Origin of the sequence: Rhodopseudomonas sp. P1 (assembly GCF_039642825.1) — a bacterium.
Classification (GTDB): Bacteria; Pseudomonadota; Alphaproteobacteria; order Rhizobiales; family Xanthobacteraceae; genus Rhodopseudomonas; species Rhodopseudomonas palustris_H.
Window position 1 is genome coordinate 1073461 of sequence record NZ_CP088006.1, and the last position, 18606, is coordinate 1092066.

General features: G+C 66.1%; 19 protein-coding genes. 4 read left to right on the forward strand and 15 right to left on the reverse strand.

Going from position 1 to position 18606, the window contains the following annotated elements; all coding sequences use genetic code 11:
• Window positions 1-8: 8 nt before the first annotated feature.
• The 7 genes from LRC39_RS04990 to tkt all read right to left on the reverse strand — a co-directional run bounded on the left by LRC39_RS04990 (window position 9) and on the right by tkt (window position 7088).
• Complete coding sequence (locus tag LRC39_RS04990; protein ID WP_346296521.1) at window positions 9-668, reverse strand: thiamine phosphate synthase; 660 nt, start codon at window positions 666-668, stop codon at window positions 9-11.
• 5 nt (window positions 669-673) lie between these two features.
• Complete coding sequence (locus LRC39_RS04995; protein ID WP_107354363.1) at window positions 674-1708, reverse strand: class I fructose-bisphosphate aldolase; 1035 nt, start codon at window positions 1706-1708, stop codon at window positions 674-676.
• Between the two features lie 54 nt (window positions 1709-1762).
• Complete coding sequence (locus LRC39_RS05000) at window positions 1763-2086, reverse strand: type II toxin-antitoxin system PemK/MazF family toxin (RefSeq protein WP_346296522.1); 324 nt, start codon at window positions 2084-2086, stop codon at window positions 1763-1765.
• Window positions 2083-2364, reverse strand: a complete 282-nt coding sequence (locus LRC39_RS05005; RefSeq protein ID WP_107354365.1) for an antitoxin MazE family protein — start codon at window positions 2362-2364, stop codon at window positions 2083-2085. Before LRC39_RS05005 ends, LRC39_RS05000 begins: the two co-directional genes overlap by 4 nt.
• Window positions 2365-2461: 97 nt before the next feature.
• Window positions 2462-3658, reverse strand: coding sequence for a phosphoglycerate kinase (locus tag LRC39_RS05010; RefSeq protein WP_107354366.1), 1197 nt, complete (start codon window positions 3656-3658; stop codon window positions 2462-2464).
• Window positions 3659-3879: 221 nt separating this feature from the next.
• Window positions 3880-4887 (reverse strand): type I glyceraldehyde-3-phosphate dehydrogenase, encoded by a 1008-nt coding sequence (gene gap / locus LRC39_RS05015; RefSeq protein WP_107343094.1) that lies wholly within the window; start codon window positions 4885-4887, stop codon window positions 3880-3882.
• A 215-nt stretch (window positions 4888-5102) separates the two neighbouring features.
• Entirely contained in the window at window positions 5103-7088 is a 1986-nt protein-coding gene (gene tkt / locus LRC39_RS05020; RefSeq protein WP_346296523.1) for a transketolase, read from the reverse strand.
• A gap of 328 nt (window positions 7089-7416) precedes the next feature.
• On the opposite strand from tkt, the gene LRC39_RS05025 reads away from it, so the two are divergent.
• Window positions 7417-7761, forward strand: a complete 345-nt coding sequence (locus tag LRC39_RS05025; protein ID WP_107343096.1) for a DUF4164 domain-containing protein — start codon at window positions 7417-7419, stop codon at window positions 7759-7761.
• Window positions 7758-8168 carry a cell division protein ZapA gene (locus LRC39_RS05030; protein WP_107343097.1) on the forward strand — a complete coding sequence of 137 codons (411 nt, stop codon included), beginning with the start codon at window positions 7758-7760 and terminating at the stop codon, window positions 8166-8168. The genes LRC39_RS05025 and LRC39_RS05030 overlap by 4 nt, the downstream gene beginning before the upstream one ends.
• A gap of 135 nt (window positions 8169-8303) precedes the next feature.
• On the opposite strand, the gene LRC39_RS05035 is transcribed toward LRC39_RS05030, so the two are convergent.
• From LRC39_RS05035 to LRC39_RS05070, 8 genes are all read right to left on the reverse strand, one after another.
• Window positions 8304-9545 carry a class I SAM-dependent RNA methyltransferase gene (locus tag LRC39_RS05035; protein WP_346296524.1) on the reverse strand — a complete coding sequence of 414 codons (1242 nt, stop codon included), beginning with the start codon at window positions 9543-9545 and terminating at the stop codon, window positions 8304-8306.
• A 46-nt stretch (window positions 9546-9591) separates the two neighbouring features.
• On the reverse strand, window positions 9592-11016 hold the full coding sequence (locus LRC39_RS05040; protein ID WP_346296525.1) for an MATE family efflux transporter: 1425 nt from the start codon (window positions 11014-11016) through the stop codon (window positions 9592-9594).
• Between the two features lie 62 nt (window positions 11017-11078).
• On the reverse strand, window positions 11079-11819 hold the full coding sequence (locus LRC39_RS05045) for a TlyA family RNA methyltransferase (protein ID WP_346296526.1): 741 nt from the start codon (window positions 11817-11819) through the stop codon (window positions 11079-11081).
• Window positions 11820-11821: 2 nt separating this feature from the next.
• On the reverse strand, window positions 11822-12385 hold the full coding sequence (locus tag LRC39_RS05050) for a nucleoside 2-deoxyribosyltransferase (RefSeq protein ID WP_346296527.1): 564 nt from the start codon (window positions 12383-12385) through the stop codon (window positions 11822-11824).
• A 71-nt stretch (window positions 12386-12456) separates the two neighbouring features.
• Window positions 12457-14382 carry a 1-deoxy-D-xylulose-5-phosphate synthase gene (gene dxs / locus LRC39_RS05055; protein WP_107354374.1) on the reverse strand — a complete coding sequence of 642 codons (1926 nt, stop codon included), beginning with the start codon at window positions 14380-14382 and terminating at the stop codon, window positions 12457-12459.
• A 414-nt stretch (window positions 14383-14796) separates the two neighbouring features.
• Window positions 14797-15048, reverse strand: coding sequence for an exodeoxyribonuclease VII small subunit (locus LRC39_RS05060; protein ID WP_107343103.1), 252 nt, complete (start codon window positions 15046-15048; stop codon window positions 14797-14799).
• 82 nt (window positions 15049-15130) lie between these two features.
• Entirely contained in the window at window positions 15131-16060 is a 930-nt protein-coding gene (locus LRC39_RS05065) for a histone deacetylase family protein (RefSeq protein ID WP_346296528.1), read from the reverse strand.
• A 163-nt stretch (window positions 16061-16223) separates the two neighbouring features.
• Window positions 16224-17906 carry a bifunctional metallophosphatase/5'-nucleotidase gene (locus tag LRC39_RS05070; protein ID WP_346296529.1) on the reverse strand — a complete coding sequence of 561 codons (1683 nt, stop codon included), beginning with the start codon at window positions 17904-17906 and terminating at the stop codon, window positions 16224-16226.
• On the opposite strand from LRC39_RS05070, the gene LRC39_RS05075 reads away from it, so the two are divergent.
• Both LRC39_RS05075 and LRC39_RS05080 read left to right on the forward strand, forming a co-directional pair.
• A complete protein-coding gene (locus LRC39_RS05075) occupies window positions 17899-18126 on the forward strand; it encodes a hypothetical protein (protein ID WP_346296530.1) in 228 nt (75 codons plus the stop codon). The two genes, LRC39_RS05070 and LRC39_RS05075, sit on opposite strands and share 8 nt — an antisense overlap.
• The gene (locus tag LRC39_RS05080) at window positions 18123-18599 is read left to right on the forward strand and encodes a hypothetical protein (RefSeq protein ID WP_346296531.1); all 477 of its coding nucleotides are present in this window, start codon (window positions 18123-18125) and stop codon (window positions 18597-18599) included. Before LRC39_RS05075 ends, LRC39_RS05080 begins: the two co-directional genes overlap by 4 nt.
• Window positions 18600-18606: the final 7 nt, after the last annotated feature.

Sequence of the window (18606 nt, forward strand, 5' to 3'; positions counted from 1 at the left end):
CCAATGTGTTATTGCCGGGGGGCGGCAGCGAAGCCTTGGCGCAGCGCTTCGCCGGCGTCCGCCAGCGCGGCCGTGGGAACGTCGGCGCTCCAGATGAAGTCGCCCACCAGCACGAAATCGGCACCTGCTGTGGCGAATTGATGGACTTCATCGCGGCTGGTCGCATAGCCGACGCAAGGGGGCTCGAACAACTCGGCCCACCAGTCCAAACGCTCGGCAATCGCCTCGGCCGAAGGCCGGGTGCCGTCGGTGCCGGGCTCGCCGAACAGCACGTAATCGGCGCCGGCTTCGCCGGCGATCATCGAATCATGCCGGGTTTCGAGCCCGCCGACGCCGGCGATCCGGGATGGCTGCAATTGCGGCAGCCATTCCTGCATCGCCTTGAGGCCGGACAGATGCGCTCCATCGGCGCCGCCGCGCGCCACCAGGTCGGCGTGGCCGTCGACCAGGAGCGCCGCGCCGCCTGCCTGCACCACCGGCGCCACCGCCTTGATCCGCGACGTCAGGGTCCGCGGATCGGACGGCTCCAACCGCAGCAGCACCGCCGCGATATCGGCGGCGGCGAGCAGCTTCGGCAGAGCCGCGACCAGGGCGGCGGGATCGGCAGTCACCGGCGTCGCCAGATACAGGCGCGGCGCCGGACGCGATGGAGCAGGCTTGGCGTTCATACGGCTCAGGCGGCCTTCTTGGTTTCGAGCTCGGCGCTCCACTCGCCCTTGGCGGCGAGCGAGTTCATCCGGGCCCGGTGCGTGAACGCGGCCTGACCGGCCGCGACGTTTTCGGCCTTGCCCGACCACGCCTTCTGCGGCGCGGCCTGCAGGGCACGGCCGTACGAGAAGGTGAGGCCCCAGGGCAGGCCGCCGATCTTGTTCATGGCATCGAGATGCGCCGTCGCTTCTTCGTCCGACTGGCCGCCGGACAGGAAGGCGATGCCCGGCACCGCCGACGGCACGCAGGCCTTCAGCAGCTTCACGGTCTTCTCGGCGACTTCCTGCACCGATGCCTTCTTAGCCGATTTCTTGCCGGGGACCGCCATGTTCGGCTTCAGGATCATGCCTTCGAGGGCGACGCGCTGGAAGTAGAGTTGCTGGAAGGTTTCCTTCAGCACCCATTCGGTGACGTTGTAGCAGGTGTCGATGTCGTGGGCGCCGTCCATCAGGACTTCGGGCTCGACGATCGGCACGATCTGGGCCTGCTGGCATAGCGCAGCGTAGCGCGCCAGCGCATGGGCGTTGGTCATGATCGCGGTGTGGGTCGGCACGCCGCGGGCGGTGTCGATGTCGATCACCGCGCGCCACTTCGCGAAGCGGGCGCCCTGCTTGTAGTACTTGGCGAGCCGCTCGGCGAGCTTGTCGAGGCCGACCGTGATGGTCTCGCCCGGGCAGTTCGGCAGCGGCTGGGTGCCTTCGTCGACCTTGATGCCGGGGATGCTGCCGGCCTGCTCGATCAGCTTCACCAGCGGAGTGCCGTCGGCGGCGTTCTGCCAGATCGTCTCGTCGTACAGGATCACGCCGGAGACGTAGTCGCTCATCGCCTCCTTGGAGCGGAACAGCATCTCGCGATAGTCGCGGCGGTTGGTCTCGGTCGACTCCACCCCGATGACGTCGAACCGCTTCTTGATCGTCCCCGACGACTCGTCGGCAGCGAGAATGCCCTTGCCGGGCGCCACCATGGCGCGAGCGATCTGGTTCAAGTCAGCGAGGTTCATCGCGTCTCTCCTTTGGCTGTTCTTGTTGAGGTGGGAAGCCGTTCGGACAGGGTCTTAGACAATGCCGAGGAAGATGGCGAGGGCGCGATTGACCGCGGCCATGTCGCCAGTGGAGAGGGAACCGATCCGTTGGCCAACCCGGCGCCGCGCGACCGCCGTGATCTTGTCCACCATGATCTGCGACCGTTGCAGCAGGCCATTGTCCGGGGTCGGCTCGACGACAAGGCGGATCGCCGGGATATCGCGCAATTCAGTTGTGAGGGGCAAAACTGCGAGGGAGGGGACCTCCTCGAAGTCGTCGACCTGCACGACGACGGCAGGCCTCGGCTTGCCGTAGTCGCCCTGCATCGCGACCAGAACGACGTCGCCTCGGGTCACTTCCAGCCTTCTGAATCGAACCAGTCTTCAGTTTCGGCAAGAATCTGTTGTTCGTGGGGATCGTTCTTGAGCTGCAGGCACTGCCGCCTGATCTCGGCCTTGTATTCCTGCGAGTTGTAGTTCTCCGGAACCCAGAGAGTGACCGGCTTCAGGCCCATGGCCTTCATCTTGTCGCGGTGACGGCGGACCCGTTCCGCGCTGGCGCTGCGCGGCTTCGAGGCTCCGCCGGCGGCGGCAGCGCGCTTGCCCTTCGCGGGCTTGTCGACCGGCTGGTCCATCGCAGGCCTCCTCCGACCGGAGCGTTACATGTAACGCAAGATAGGCTCCGGTGGAGGCGGTCGCAAGCCGGCGCCGCGGGGGCGCCGGCCATAAGGCTCACTTGACCTGGAGCACTTCCACGCCCGGCAGCGGCTTGCCTTCCATCCATTCCAGGAAGGCGCCGCCGGCGGTCGAGATGTAGGTGAAGTCGTCGGCCACGCCGGCGTGGTTGAGGGCTGCGACGGTGTCGCCGCCGCCCGCCACCGACACCAGCTTGCCGGCCTTGGTGCGCTTGGCGGCATGCTTGGCGGCTTCGACGGTGCCCTTGTCGAATGGCGTCAGCTCGAACGCGCCGACCGGGCCGTTCCACACCAGGGTGGCGGCGTCGTCGATCGCGGCGTGGATCCGCTCAATCGAACGCGGGCCGACGTCGAGGATCATGCTGTCCGGCGGGATCGCGTCGAGGCCGTAGGCGAACGACGGTGCGTTGGCCTCGAAGTGATAGGCCACGGTGGCGTCGACCGGGAGGATGATAGCGCAGTTGGCGGCTTCGGCCTTATCGAGGATGCGCAGCGCGGTCGGGGCCAGGTCCTTCTCGCACAGCGACTTGCCGACCTTGACGCCCTGGGCGTGCAGGAAGGTGTTGGCCATGCCGCCGCCGATCACCAGCGCCTGCACCTTGGTGACCAGGTTTTCGAGCAGGTCGATCTTGGTCGAGACCTTGGCGCCGCCGACGATCGCGATCACCGGCTTCACCGGCGCTTCCAGCGCCTTGTTCAGCGCCACCAGCTCGGCCTGCATGGTGCGGCCCGCATAGGCCGGCAGCTTGTGGCCGAGGCCTTCGGTGGTGGCGTGGGCGCGGTGCGCGGCCGAGAACGCGTCGTTGACCCAGATGTCGCCGAGCTCGGCGAGCTTGTCGACAAACGCCGGATCGTTCTTCTCTTCCTCGGGATGGAAGCGGGTGTTTTCCAGGCACAGGATGTCGCCGTCGTTCATCGCGGCGATCGCCTTGGCGGCGGGCTCGCCGATGCAGTCATCAGCAAAGCCGACCGGCTTCTTGATGACGTCGGCCAGCGCGGCTGCGACCGGCTTGAGCGAGTTCTTGTCGTCGCGGCCCTTGGGCCGGCCGAAATGCGCCAGCAGGATCACCTTGGCGCCCTTGCTCGACAGCTCGGTGATGGTCGGCATCACGCGCTCGAGCCGGGTGGTGTCGGTCACCTTGCCGGCGTCCATCGGCACGTTGAGATCGACGCGCAGCAGCACGCGCTTGCCCTTCACATCGACGTCGTCGAGGGTGCGGAATGTCTTTGTCATGATGAACCCGGTGCCTTGGGTGTCATCCTTCGAGACGCCTCGCTGCGCTCGGCTCCTCAGGATGAGGGAGGATGATGGGCGCACGAAGAACAGCTTCGGCGCGTCGAATGCGGCGCCTCATGGCAGAAGAGGGTGATAACCCGAGCTTGGTCCATGAGGCGCCGTGTCGTCGTCGACTTCGCCGCTGAGCGGCTCAGTCGATTAGATCGAGACTTGGTCGATTAGATCAGCTTGCCCATCGCGACGGCGGTGTCGGCCATGCGGTTGGAGAAGCCCCACTCGTTATCGTACCACGACATCACGCGCACCAGCGTGCCGTTCTGCACCTTGGTCTGGTCCATGTGGAAGGTGGACGAGTGCGGATCGTGGTTGAAGTCGATCGAGACGTTCGGCGCGTTGGTGTAGCCGAGGATGCCCTTCAGCTCCTGCTCGGCGGCACGCTTGATCGCTTCGTTGATCTCTTCCTTGGTGGTGGCCTTCTTGGCGATGATCTTGAGGTCGACCACCGAGACGTTCGGGGTCGGCACGCGGATCGCGACGCCGTCCAGCTTGCCCTTCAGCTCGGGCAGCACCAGGCCGATCGCCTTGGCGGCGCCGGTCGAGGTCGGGATCATCGACATCGCTGCAGCGCGGCCGCGGTAGAGATCCTTGTGCATGGTGTCCAGCGTCGGCTGGTCGCCGGTGTAGGCATGGATCGTGGTCATGAAGCCGGTTTCGATGCCGACGGTGTCGTTGAGCACCTTGGCGACCGGAGCCAGGCAGTTCGTGGTGCACGAGCCGTTCGAAACGACCATGTGGTCCTTCGACAGGGTGGCGTGGTTGACGCCGTACACGATGGTCGCGTCAGCGCCGTCCGACGGAGCCGAGACCAGGACGCGCTTGGCGCCGGCGGTCAGCAGCGCCGCGGCCTTGTCGCGCGCGGTGAAGATGCCGGTGCATTCCAGCGCGATATCGACGCCGACTTCCTTGTACGGCAGCGCCGACGGATCCTTGATCGCCGTCACCTTGATCTTGCCGCGGCCGGCATCGATGGTGTCACCGTCGACCTTGACTTCGTGCGGGAAGCGGCCGTGGACGGAATCGAAGCGCAGCAGATGGGCGTTGGTCTCGACCGGGCCGAGATCGTTGATCGCAACGACTTCGATATCCTTACGACCGGACTCGTAGATCGCCCGCATAACGTTGCGGCCGATGCGGCCAAACCCATTGATCGCGACCCGAACTGCCATCCAACTTCTCCTCGCTGCAGATGATTTTCAATTCTACGACGGGGCAATCCCCGTACTCTTGCGCGGTTTCATGCCCAAAATACCGAGCGGTTGCAATCCGCTCGTTCATGATTCAGATCAAAGACTTACCGCAGGCGCGGCCCACCTGATGCGGTGAACTGCCGCGCCCGAATAATTGCGCGATCCTTAATCGTCCGCGTGCGGGCGCCGCGATATTAGGCGGCGAGCCGACGCTTAGCGGCGTCCGCCACGGCCTCGGCGGTAATTCCGAAGTGCTTGTAGAGCTCCTTGGCCGGCGCGCTGGCGCCGAACCCGGTCATGCCGACGAAGCCGCCGTCCGGACCGATCACCGCGTCCCAGCCGAACCGCACCGCGGCTTCGACCGCGACCTTGACCGGCGCATCGCCGATGATCGCGGCGCGGGTGGCGTCGTCCTGCGCCAGCAGCAGATCGAGCGACGGCACCGAGACGACGCGGGCGGCGACGCCCTGCACCTCGAGCAGCTTCTGCGCCGCGACCGCGATCTCGACCTCGGAGCCGGTGGCGAAGATCGACACCTGCGCCTTGCCCGGCGCCGGGATCAGCTCATAGCCGCCGGTGGCGCAGAGGTTGGCCTCGGAGGTTGCGGTGCGGACCTGAGCGAGGTTCTGCCGCGACAGCGCCAGCACGGTCGGCCCGTTGGTGTTCTCCAGCGCGAGCTGCCAGCACTCGGCGGTTTCCACCGCGTCGGCCGGGCGGAATACCCGCATGTTTGGCATCGCCCGCAACGCAGCAAGGTGTTCGACCGGCTGATGCGTCGGGCCGTCTTCGCCGAGCCCGATCGAATCGTGGGTCATGATGTAGACGACCGGCACATGCGACAGCGCCGCGACCCGCATCGACGGGCGCGCATAGTCGGTGAAGCACAGGAAGGTGCCGCCAGCGGGCGCGAACCCGCCGTGCAGCGCAAGGCCGTTCATCGCCGCCGCCATGCCCATCTCGCGGATGCCGTAGTGGATGTAGCGGCCGGAGAAATCGTCCGGGGTCACGTCCTTGGCCTGCTTGACGCGGGTGTTGTTGGAGGGCGTCAGGTCGGCGGAGCCGAGCAGCAGTTCTGGCACCACCGGCGTCAGCGCTTCCAGCGCCAGTTCGCTGGCCTTGCGGGTGGCGATGGTCTGCGGTTCGGCGACTAGTTTATCCTTGAGCACACGGATCGCATCCGCAATCGCCGCCGGCCGCTTACGGTCGATCACCCGGCGTTTGAAATCGTCGCGCTTGTCCGCCGGCAGCGCGTCGAACCGGGCCAGCCAGTCGGCGCGGGCGGAGGCGCCCTGCTTGCCGACATTGCGCCAGGCACCGAGCACGTCGTCCGGAATCTCGAACGGGCCGTAATCCCAGCCGAGCGCCTTCTTGGCGCCGGCAAGCTCTTCGGCTCCGAGCGGTTCGCCATGCGCCTTCGAGGTGCCGGCCTTATGCGGCGCGCCGAAGCCGATGGTGGTCTTGCAGGCGATCATGGTCGGCCGGTCGGAGGCCTGGGCTTTGCGGATCGCGTCGGCGATCGCCTTGTGGTCGTGACCGTCGATCCGGAACGAATTCCAGCCATGCGCCTGGAAGCGCGCGACCTGGTCGACATTGTCGGTGAGCGACAGCGGCCCGTCGATCGAGATGCCGTTGTCGTCGTACAGGAAGATCAGCTTCGACAGCTTGAGGTGCCCGGCGAGCGCGATCGCCTCGTGGCTGACGCCTTCCATCAGGTCGCCGTCCGAGCACAGCACGTAGGTGTAGTGATCGACGATGTCGCCGAATTCCGCCTGCAGCAGCCGCTCCGCCAGCGCCGTGCCGACCGACGAGGCGACGCCCTGGCCGAGCGGGCCGGTGGTGGTCTCGACCGACGAGGTGATGCAGTTCTCCGGATGGCCGGGCGTCTTGGAGTCGAGCTGGCGGAAATTCTTGATCTGATCGAGCGTCAGTTCCTCGTTGCCGGTCAGATACAGCAGCGCATAGAGCAGCATCGAGCCGTGGCCGGCCGACAGGATAAAGCGGTCGCGGTCCGGCCAGTGCGGATCGGCGGCATCGAATTTCAGAAACTGCGACCACAGCACGGTCGCGACATCGGCGGCCCCCATCGGCAGCCCGGGATGGCCGGATTTGGCCTTCTCCACCGCATCCATCGCCAGCGCCCGGATTGCGTTTGCCATACGGGAATGATCGACCTGCGCCATGCTGGATCTCGCCTGAAAATGAGGGTTGCGGTTGTTCCGGTAGAATCGGAACGTGCCCTGCCTCCATGGCAGGGCGATGAACAGAACAGATGGGGCTGGACAGCCGGGGAAGCCAGTTCGGCATAGCACCCGATACCGCTATGGCCAACATTTTGACCCGGAACCGGCGCTTTGGCGGGTGCTTTGCAGTGCATAGTGCAGCGGCAGCGTTGCGCTGGGCTTCTGCGCCACGTAAATTTCATGCTCTAAAGGCTTGTTCAATCGTGGCTTTTGTGGGGGTCCCCAGAGACCTCGGGTGTGGGAGCTTGCGAGGGGTCGCGCAACGAGCATGACGGATCGTCCTGCCCACGGTTCCATCGCTGCCGATCAGGCACCGGCCGAGATCGTCGCGGCGGCTCGCCGCCTTGCGGCGGCGCTCGAAGCGTTGGAAAGCGCGGTGGAACGGCGTGCCGAGGCCGACCGCGACGAGGACGAGCTGGCATCGCGAATCCAGGCGCTCGGCGCCGATCGGTCGCGCCTCGCCGACGAACTCGACGGTGCGCTGGTCCGCAGCCGCAAGCTGGAGCGGGTCAATCGCGAGATCGCGCAGCGGCTCGACTCCGCCATCGACACCATTCGCCACGTGCTCGACACGGAAGCGGGCGATCCACAGCCGGCCGAGGAGGAGTCATGAGCTCGAGCGACTCCGCTGGGTCCGCCAACCATGTCAGCGTCACCATCAATGGCCGGCAATACCGAATGGCCTGCGAGCCGGGCCAGGAGCCGCAGCTGCTCGGGCTCGCTGAAAATCTCGAGACGCGGATTCAGAGCCTGCGCGGCCGGTTCGGCGAGATCGGCGACGCGCGGCTCACCGTGATGGCGGCGCTGATGATGGCCGACGAACTCCTCGACGCCCACGGCCGCATCGCCTCGCTGCAGCAGGAAGTCGATGCTTTGCGCAACGACCGCGCCGCTTCGCTCGATCGCACCGTGTCGACCAACCGCGCCGTCGCCGCCGCGCTCAACAGCGCCGCCGAACGCATCGAGCGCACCACCCAGGTCCTCAACCGCACCATCGGCGGCGGCATCGCGATCGGGTAGGTGCTACTTCGTCATTCCGGGGCACGCGCAGAGCGCGTGAACCCGGAATCCCGATATGTTGAAATGCCGGTAGCTCAACAGCTCCAGATTCCGGGTTCGCTCGCGTTCGCGAGCGCCCCGGAATGACGCTTTGAACTACTGCTTCCGCAACACCGCCACCAGCTCGACATGCGGCGTGTACTTGAACTGATCGACCGGGATCACGCGTTCGAGTTTGTAGCCGCCATCGATCAGCAGCTTCGCGTCGCGGGCGAAGGTGGTGGCGTTGCAGGAGACGGCGAGTACCAGCGGCACCCGGCTGGCTGCGAGCTGCGTGGCCTGCGCCTGCGCGCCCTGGCGCGGGGGATCGAACAGTACGGCGTCGTAATCGCGCAGTTCGGGCGGCGCCAGCGGGCGACGGAACAGATCGCGCGCTTCGGCCTTCACCGGCTTCAGCCCCGGCGTCGCCGGCGCGGCCTTCTGCAGCGCCGTGACGGCCGGCGCGTCGCTGTCACAGGCGAACACCCGCGCCTTCTCGGCGAGGCGCAGCGCGAACGGGCCGACGCCGCAGAACAGATCCGCGACCTGCTTGGCGCGGCCGAGATGAGCCATCGCCAGCTCTGCCAGCGTTTGTTCGCCGAGCGCCGTCGCCTGCAGGAACGCGCCCGGCGGCAAGGTCACCTTGGCCTTGCCGATCGCCACCACCGGCGGCCGGCGTAGCAGAACTAATTCACCGTGGCGCGTCAGCCGGGCGAGCTTGTGCTTATCGGCGAGCTGCGACAGCGAGGTGATCATCTTTGGCGGCAGCGGGCCCGAGCCGCGTACATCGATATCGAGACCGTTTTCGGTGGCGGTGACTTGAATATCGAGGGGCTTGCCGACCGGCGTCAGCGCTTCGGCCAGCGCCCACGCCGCTTCCAGCGCGCCGCTCAGCGCCGGATCGAGGATCGGGCAGTGATCGATGGCGATGATGTCGTGGCTTGCGGTGGCGCTGAAGCCGACCTTGAGAATGTCGTGCGTGCCGCGGCGTCCATGCAGCGTGACGCGGCGGCGACCGGCGCCGTGGGCATCGATCAGCGGATCGACCGGAACGTCGATCCCCGCCTGCGCCAGCGTCTCGATGACCAGGTTGCGCTTCCACGTCCGATAAGGCTCGTCGCGCAAGTGCTGGATCGCGCAGCCGCCGCACACGCCGAAATGCGGACAGAACGGTGCCACCCGGTCGGGGCTGGGGACCTCGACGCGCAGCAGTTTGCGGCGGTCGGGATGGCCCTGCACCGGTTCGGCCTCGACGGTTTCGCCGGGCAGCGCGAATGGCACGTAAGTCGCGCCGCCTGGCGACAGGCTGACGCCGTCGCCGCGGTGGCCGAGCTGATCGATCGTCAGGGTCTGGATCATGGCGATGCGATAGTCCCCGGCCGGCAGGCCGTAAAGCCGGAAGTGATCAAGCGGCGACGGCCGCCGCCATCGCGTCGCGCGTCAGCCGGTGAAACCGCCACACCAGCAGCGCCGCATAGACGGTCAGGCCGATCGCCAGCCCGATCCAGACACCGAACGGTCCGAGGTCGGTGTGGAAGCCGAGCACCCAGCAGAACGGAAAGCCGATCAGCCAGAACCCGAGCACCGCGAACAGCAGCGGCACCTTGGTGTCGTTGCGGCCGCGCAGCGCGCCGTTGGCGACGACCTGCAGGCCGTCGGCAATGAAGAAGCTCGCACCGACGATCAGCAGCGCCGCGGTCAGCGTCGCGGTTTCGATCGAGGAGTCGGAATCGCCGAGGAACAGCTGCGGAATCTGATGCCGGGTCAGCGCGACCAGCAGCGTCATGGCGGCCATGAATATGAAGCCGAGGCCGATCGCCGCAAAGCCGGCGCGTCGCGCCGACGGCGGATCGCCGCGGCCGACCGCATGGCCGACCCGCACCGTGGCGGCGACCGAGATTCCCATCGGCACCATGAACATGATCGCGGCGACTTGCAGGGCGATCTGATGCGCGGCGAGCGCGGTGGTGCCGAACTTGCCCATCAGGAGCGCCGCGGCACCGAACACGCCGTATTCCAGCACGGAAGCGCCGGAGATCGGCAGGCCGAGCTGCAGCAGCCGGCGCATCAGCTCGCCGTCGAACCGGAACAACTCGCCGAATACCTGGTACTTCCGGAACGGGCGCATCGTCACGCACACCAATGCGGCGGCGATGCACATCGCCCACGACACGATGCTGGTGGCAAGGCCGGCGCCGAAGATTTCCAGCCGCGGCAGGCCGAACGAGCCGTGGATCAGCACGTAAGCGAGGCCGAGATTGATCGGGATCGCGGTCAGCATGATCCACAGCGCCGGCTCGGGCCGGTTCACCGCACCCATCAAGCCGCGCAGCGCGATGAACAGCCAGCCGGGCACCAGCGACCATGCCAGGCCGTCGAGATAATCGCCGGCGAGGCGCGAGGTCTCAGGATTCTGGCCGAGCGCGACCAGCAGCTCTTCGCCATAGAGCTGGCCAAGCGTGAGCGGCACGCCGGCGATCACGCCCGCCCACAGCCCGACGCGCAGCGACGCACGCACCTGCCGCGGCGCGCGCGCGCCGAACGCCTGCGCCGCCAGCGGCGTCACTGCGGAGACCAGTCCAAGGCCCATCGTGAAGGTCGAGAACAGCACGATATGCGCGAGCGCAGCCGCCGCCACGGCGGTGTCGCCGAGCCGGCCGATCAGCGCCAGATCGGTGGTCATCATCGCGATCTGGCCGAGCTGCGTCAGCGCCATCGGCCACGCGAGCCACAGCGTTTCGATCAGCTCTGTCCGCCACGCAGACGATTTCGCCGGCGCAAGCGCGCCGGCGGCGATGTTGGAACCAGGTACGGTCATGGCGCGCACCATAACCGAAGTTGCGGCCGGAGTAAGACTTTGGTTCCGGCCAAGACGTCGCGCCTTGAAAGCCCTTAGCCGCGCTTTGCACCGAGGAAGAATTCGATATTGCCGTCACCGCCGGCGATCGAGGACGCAAAGACCTCGATGTCGTGGCAGCCGAGCGAGGCGGCGAGGGCGATGGCGTCGTCGCACACCGCGCGATGCACCTTGGCGTCGCGCACGATGCCGCGCTTCGAGGGCGCCTCGAACTGCGGCTTGATCAGCGCCAGCAGACTCATCGGCGATGCGGCAAGAGACAGCGCCGCGGGCAGCACCTGCTTCAGCGAGATGAAGCTGGCGTCGATCACCACGACGTCCGGCCGCTGCGGCAGCCGCGTGCCCTCGAGCTTGCGGATGTCGGTCTCTTCCATCGAGACGATCTTGGGATGGCCGCGCAGTGAAGCGTGGAGCTGATCGCGGCCGACATCGACGGCGAACACCAGCGCGGCGCCGTGCGCCAGCAGCACCTCGGTGAAGCCGCCGGTGGAGGAGCCGACATCGAGGCAGACGTGATCCTCGATCTCGATCGGATAATGCTCCAGCGCGCCGGCGAGCTTGACGCCGCCGCGCGATACCCAGGGATGCGCCGGCTGCGCTTCGAGTTGTGCGTCGAGCGCGATCAGTTCGGAAACCTTGGTGACCGGCTTGCCGTCCGCAATTACGAGCCCGGCCTCGATCGCCGCCTGCGCCCGCGCACGGCTATCGAACAGGCCGCGCTCGACCAGTACGACATCGGCGCGTTTGCGCGGCGTGGACTCCGGTGGCTTCGCCATGGTCAGCGCGCCCGATGCGGCCGCAGCCGCTCCGCCGCGATCCGGACGCAGGCGGTGAAGCTGTCGAGGTCGTGCCATGGATCGGCCGGCATCTCGCGCGGCGTCACCAGCGGCGCGCCGTGCAGATCGAGGCAATGGATCAGCATCAGATTGTCAGCGAGGCCGAAGTCTTCGACCGCAAGGCCGTCGGCGCCGATCAGCAGGCCGTCGCGGTTCTCGACGGTTTCGAACTGCTTGACCCGCGCGACGTAGTTCGCCGGGTCGTTCGAATAGCCGAGCGCCAGCTTGCCGCGTCCGGCCATGTAGCCGAGTTCGTACACCGTGCCGGCGTCGGCACTGGGACCGCGGAACGGCGTCAGATTGGCGATGATGGCGTCGGCTTCATTCATCATCGCTTCGTTGCCGCGGAAGATCTGCAGCGACGCGTCGTGCGCGGCGAGCGCGACCGCATTGTCGAGCGGAAACAGCCCGGCAAAGCCGTGGTCCGCGCATAGCTCCGCCTTGCGCCGGCCGATCTGCAGCGCATCGGGCAGAAACACGTCGGGGCCGGCGAGGTAGATCTTCATGGGCGCCTAAAACAAAACGGCGACACGGTCGCCCGTGCCGCCGTCCTGATGAATTAGCGAAAGCAGCCGGATCAGGCCAGCTTCACGGTGTCGGCCTTGGCGTCCTTGCCGAGCACGTCGAACACCTTCTTGACGATCGCCTTGGCGTCGAGGCCGGCGCGGGCGTACATCGCGGTCGGGTTGTCGTGATCCAGGAACACGTCGGGCAGCACCAGCGCGCGCATCTTCACTTCGCCGTCGAGCATGCCGTGCTCGGCCAGCGTCTGCATCACGTGGCTGCCGAAGCCGCCGATCGAACCTTCTTCGATGGTGAGCAGCACTTCGTGATCGCGAGCGAGCTTCAGCACCAGCTCGACGTCGAGCGGCTTCATGAAGCGCGCGTCGGCGACGGTGGTGGAGAGGCCGAGGGTGGCGAGTTCGTCGGCGGCCTTCTCGGCTTCCGCGAGGCGGGTGCCGAACGACAGCAGCGCGACCTTGTTGCCCTGGCGGATGACGCGGCCCTTACCGATTTCCAGCGGAACGCCGACTTCCGGCATCTCGACGCCGCGGCCTTCGCCGCGCGGATAGCGCACCGCGCTCGGACGGTCGTCGATCGCCACCTGAGTGGCGACCATGTGCACCAGCTCGGCTTCGTCCGCCGCAGCCATGATCACCATGTTGGGCAGGCAGCCGAGATAGGCGTTGTCGAACGAACCGGCGTGGGTGGCGCCGTCGGCACCGACCAGGCCGGCGCGGTCGATCGCAAAGCGCACCGGCAGCTTCTGGATCGCGACGTCGTGGACGATCTGATCGTAAGCGCGCTGCAGGAAGGTCGAGTAGATCGCACAGAACGGCTTGTAGCCTTCGGTGGCAAGGCCGGCCGCGAAGGTCACGGCATGCTGTTCGGCGATGCCGACGTCGAAGGTGCGCTTCGGGAAGGCCTTTTCGAAGATGTCGATGCCGGTGCCCGACGGCATCGCCGCGGTGATGCCGACGATCTTGTCGTCCTTCTGGGCTTCCTTGACCAGGCTCTGGCCGAACACGTTCTGGTAGGACGGCGCGTTCGACTTGGCCTTGGCCTGGGCGCCGGTGGCGATGTCGAACTTGACCACCGCGTGATACTTGTCGGCCGCCGCTTCGGCCGGGCCGTAACCCTTGCCCTTCTGGGTGACGACGTGGATCAGGAACGGGCCGGTGTCGGCATCGCGGACGTTCTGCAGGATCGGCAGCAGGTGGTCGAGATTGTGACCGTCGACCGGGCCGACATAGTAGAAGCCGAGTTCTTCGAACAGGGTGCCGCCGCCCATCATGAAGCCGCGGGAATATTCCTCGGCGCGGGCGGCGCGGTCGGCGATCAGCTTGGGCAGATGCTTGCCGATCTGCTTGCCGGCCTCGCGCAGCGACCGGTAGGTCTTGCCCGAATACAGCCGCGACAGATACGACGACATCGCGCCGACCGGCGGAGCGATCGACATGTTGTTGTCATTGAGGATCACGATGAGCCGCGAGTTCATCGCGCCGGCGTTGTTCATCGCCTCATAGGCCATACCGGCCGAGATCGAGCCGTCGCCGATCACCGCGATGACGTTGTTCTTGACGCCCGACAGCTCGCTGGCCACCGCCATGCCGAGGCCGGCCGAGATCGAGGTCGAGGAATGGCCGGCGCCGAACGGGTCGTGATCGCTCTCGGTGCGCTTGGTGAAGCCGGACAGGCCGCCCGGCGTCCGCAGCGTGCGGATGCGGTCGCGGCGGCCGGTCAGGATCTTGTGCGGATAGGCCTGGTGGCCGACGTCCCAGATCAGGCGGTCGCGCGGGGTGTCGAACACATAGTGCAGTGCGGTAGTCAGCTCGACCACGCCGAGACCGGCGCCGAAATGCCCGCCGGTGACCGATACCGCGTCAATCGTCTCCAATCGCAGCTCGTCGGCGACCTGCCGAACCTGATCGACCCGCAGCTTGCGCAGATCTTCCGGTGTACGAATGGTGTCGAGAAGCGGTGTTTTGCTAAATTCGGTCACGGCGATATTCCAGTCTTATAACTATAGGGTGGTGAGTCCCTCGACGAATGGTCCGAGTGTCCAGTCTGCGTGAGCCTCACCCGGCTCCCGCACTCCTACTTCAGGAGAAATCAACGATCGAAGCATAGTGTGCGCTCCCGATCGTCGAAGTGACCTCGATCACTTATTGCGGCTGCACACGTCCACCGAACTTGACAGTGCCATCCCGGCGAGTGTCAAGCGCGGCGCATAAGCTCATACCTTTACACAAACCCGTCATTAAATCCAACCATCGGCCGCCCAAGGCTTGGTCAGGCTGCGTAAACTTTCGGCCAACAGGGTTGATGGGGGTAGTTTCGGAACTCCAGTGTTGCGCCGCAAACACGGTCGTAGCCGGACGGCGGCGCAAGCAATTACCTTTGTGGGATGTCGGGGTTATTGCACGTCCAGCGGCTCGGTGCCGGTCGGAGCGCCCTGCGCGTCGGTGGTAATCTTGTCTACGCGGGCTTCGGCCTGCCGCAGCAGATCCTCACAGCGGCGCTTCAAAGCTTCACCGCGTTCATAAATCGTGACCGATTCCTCGAGCGGCACCTTGCCGTCTTCGAGCCGCTTGACGATGGTCTCGAGTTCCTCGAGGGCGCGCTCGAAGCTGAGCTTCTTCACATCGGCGGTTGCGGCTTCGGCCATTTCGCATTCCCGGCTGCACCACGCTGGGGCGCGGCAGCATTGTTTTGGTTGTTGTTCTTGGTCGCCTGGCGGGGCGGCTGGTTCAAGCGCCCATCAGGGCGCCCACATGCGCAGCCACCGATTCACTCAGGCCCTGGAGGTCATATCCCCCCTCGAGCACTGAGACAATGCGGCCTCCGGCGGTCTGGGCCGCGACCTCCATCAGCCGTTCGGTGACCCAGCCGAAATCTTCGGCGCGCAGGTTCAGGCTGGCCAGCGGATCTCGGTAATGGGCGTCGAAACCGGCCGAAATCACGATCAATTCCGGCGAAAACCGCTTGAGCTGGGGCAGGATCAGCTGCTCGAACGCGAAACGGAACTCAGTCCCCCCATCTTCGGAAGCCAGGGGCGCGTTGACGATATTGTCATATTCGCCGCGCTCGCCCTGCGAGCCGGTACCCGGGAACAGCGGCATCTGGTGAGTGGAGCAATACATCACGGTTCGGTCACCCCAGAAGATGTCCTGGGTGCCATTACCGTGGTGGACGTCGAAATCCACCACCGCGGCGCGCTCGATGCCGTATTGGCGCTGGGCGTAGCGTGCGGCGATCGCGGCATTGCCGAAGAAGCAGAATCCCATCGGCTTGGTGATTTCGGCATGGTGACCCGGCGGCCGGGTGGCGACGAAGGCGTTGGCGGCCTCGCCCTTCATCACCGCATCCACCGCGGCGACCGAACCGCCGACGCCGCGTAGCGCGGCTTCGAATGTGCCCGGCGACATCGAGGTGTCGCCGTCGACATAGACGATCCCGGTGGACGGCGACATGTGGCGCAGCTCGACGATGTGGTGATCGGTGTGGCACAGCGCGATGTGCTCGAGCGAGCCGATCGGCGACTCCGCGCGCGCCAGCGGTGCAAAGCGTTCTTCGCCCAGCGTCTTGTTGATGGCGGCGAGGCGCGCAGCGCGCTCAGGATGTCCTTCCGGCGTGTGATGGTCGAGGCACGCGGAATGGGTCAGAAAAAGCGTGGTCATTCAGAAGTGCCCGGGCGCCGATCTGTGTCTGTATTATATTCGAATGAATGTAGTTACTCGCTGCGGCGAGCGAAAGGGCCGCTTAAGGCTTAGAGCGTTTTCGAGCGAGATGAAAACTGCTCCGCTCGAAGAAAACGCATCAAAACAAACAACTAGAGCTCGCTCAATTCAAGCGCGTCACCCTGTCGGTCGGCGGCGGCGCCACCGGACTGTGCGTCTTGAAATAGGCGAACAGCGCGTCGACGTCGTACACGCCGGTTTGCAGTGCAGCACCGTCCTTGAACACGGTGAAGCCGTCGCCGCCCGCCGCCAGATAGGCGTTCAGCGTGACCCGGTAGGCACGGTTCGGATCAATCGGCGCTCCGTTCAACGTCATCCTGTCCGGCGGAATTCGTGCACCCGAGGCGCCCGCCGCATCCCAGGCGAAGTGAAAGCCCTTCGACACCTGCAGAATTCGCGGCCGCGCCGGCTCCGCCCATTGCTGTTCGAGCGCCGCCCTGAGCTGAGCGCCGGTCAGCGTCATGGTTACCAGCTGATTGCGGAACGGCTGCGCGGCGAACACCTGGCCGAACGTGACTGCGCCGCCTTCGCCGCCGAGAATATCGGAGCGGACGCCGCCCGGGTTGGTCAGCGCAATCTCGGCGCCGCCTTTGTCTTTGTCCGATGTCGCGGCGAGCTGGGCATCGGCCACCACGTCGCCGAGCACGCTCTCACCCGCCGCATTCGGCACCCGCGACAGCGCCGATGTCACCGAACCCGCCGGCCGCGCCGCGATCGGACCGGCCAGTTTGTCGTAGGCGGCGATCAGTGCGGTCTGCGCCGTATCCTTGGCCAGCGTCTCGGTCCGGACGATCGTGTTATTGGCCGCCGCGCTGATCACGTCGCGGGTGGTGGGATCGAGCTTGAGGTCGATCGCAGTGACGATGGTGCCGTATTTGTCGCCGCTGGTGACAAGGCGGCCGTCGATCCGGCAGGTGTAGGCGCGGTGAGTATGACCGCTGATCACCACGTCGACGGCGCGGTCGAGCTTGTTGACGATCTCGACGATCGGACCGGAGATGCCCGGGCATTCGTTGTAGTCGCCGGTCGGAAAACCACCTTCATGGATTAGCACCACGATCGCCTCGACGCCCTTGGCTTTCAGCTCCGGGATCAGGGCGTTGACGGTCTCGGCCTCGTCCCTGAACGACAGTCCGGCGACACCCGGCGGTGACACCATGTTGGGTGTGTTCTTCAGCGTCAGCCCGATGAACGCCACCGGCACGCCGCCGAACTTGCGGATTGCGTAGGGAGGAAACACCGTCTTGCCGGTCGCGGTCTCGACCGTGGAGGCGGCCAGATAGTTGAACGCCGCGCCCTTGAACGGATGCGGCCCCTGGCAGCCGTCGACCGGATGGCAGCCGCCGTTCTGCATCCGGAGCAACTCGGTCTTGCCCTCGTCGAACTCGTGATTGCCGACCGAGGACAGGGCGAGCCCCATCAGCGACAGCGACTCGATGGTCGGCTCGTCGTAAAACATCGCCGACAGAAACGGGCTGGCGCCGATCAGGTCGCCGGCCGCAACGAAGATCGCGTTGGGATGATCCTTGCGCAGCGCTTTGACCAGCGTCGCCATGTGCTCGGCGCCGCCGGCGGGGACGTGAATCTTCTTGGTCCGATCGGCCGGGTCGTCGATCGCGATGCCGCCGGGCGGCGGCTGCAGATTGCCGTGGAAATCGTTGATCGCCAGAATCCGCAGATCGACCGGCGGAGGCAGCAATTCGGCCGCGCGCGGGGCGGACACGGATGCGACGGTGAGCGCGGCGGCGGTGGCGAGCAGGGGCAGGCGAGAGCGGAGCTTGATCATCGGTGATCCGAGCAGAGCTTTTTCACGCTTCGCATCGCCTGCCGCGCGCGCGAATGCAAGTGGCGTCGGTTTGCCGCAGGACGACGCGAATGCGCCGCCGAATACCAACCTTGCCGACGTGCCGATTGAACTTCACGGCGGCGTGGCGTTACTGATGGCACTCAATCGCGCGACGGACCGCGAGTCGCGATGCTCGTACAAGACCGGGGATGACGCATGAAGAGGTTTTCGCTCGCTGGGCCCGCAGCCGTTGTTATCGGTGCGATGGCGTTCGCCGTCACGATGTCGCTGGCCGTCGCGCAGCAGCCGCGGGGAGCCGAACGGCCCCAGCCGCGCCTTTCCGATCTGATGCAGGGCGCGCAGGTCGCGCACATCAAGCTGTGGTACGCCGGCAAGGCCGGCAATTGGGGGCTTGCGACTTACGAGACCAAGCAGCTCAAGGCGAGGCTCGAAGATGCCGCCCAGCTCTATCAGAGCCTGCCGGTCAACGACGTCACCACCATGGCCAAGCCGCTCGATGCAGTGTCGGCGGCGATCGCTGCCAAGGACGCCCGCGAATTCGCCCGGGCCTATGATGACCTCACCGCCGGCTGCAATTCGTGCCACCGCGAGCTCAAGCTCGGCTTCGTCCATCTGCGGACGCCGGCGTCGAACCCGTTCAGCGATCAGAATTTCGCGCCCGGGAAAAAGTAATCGGTCC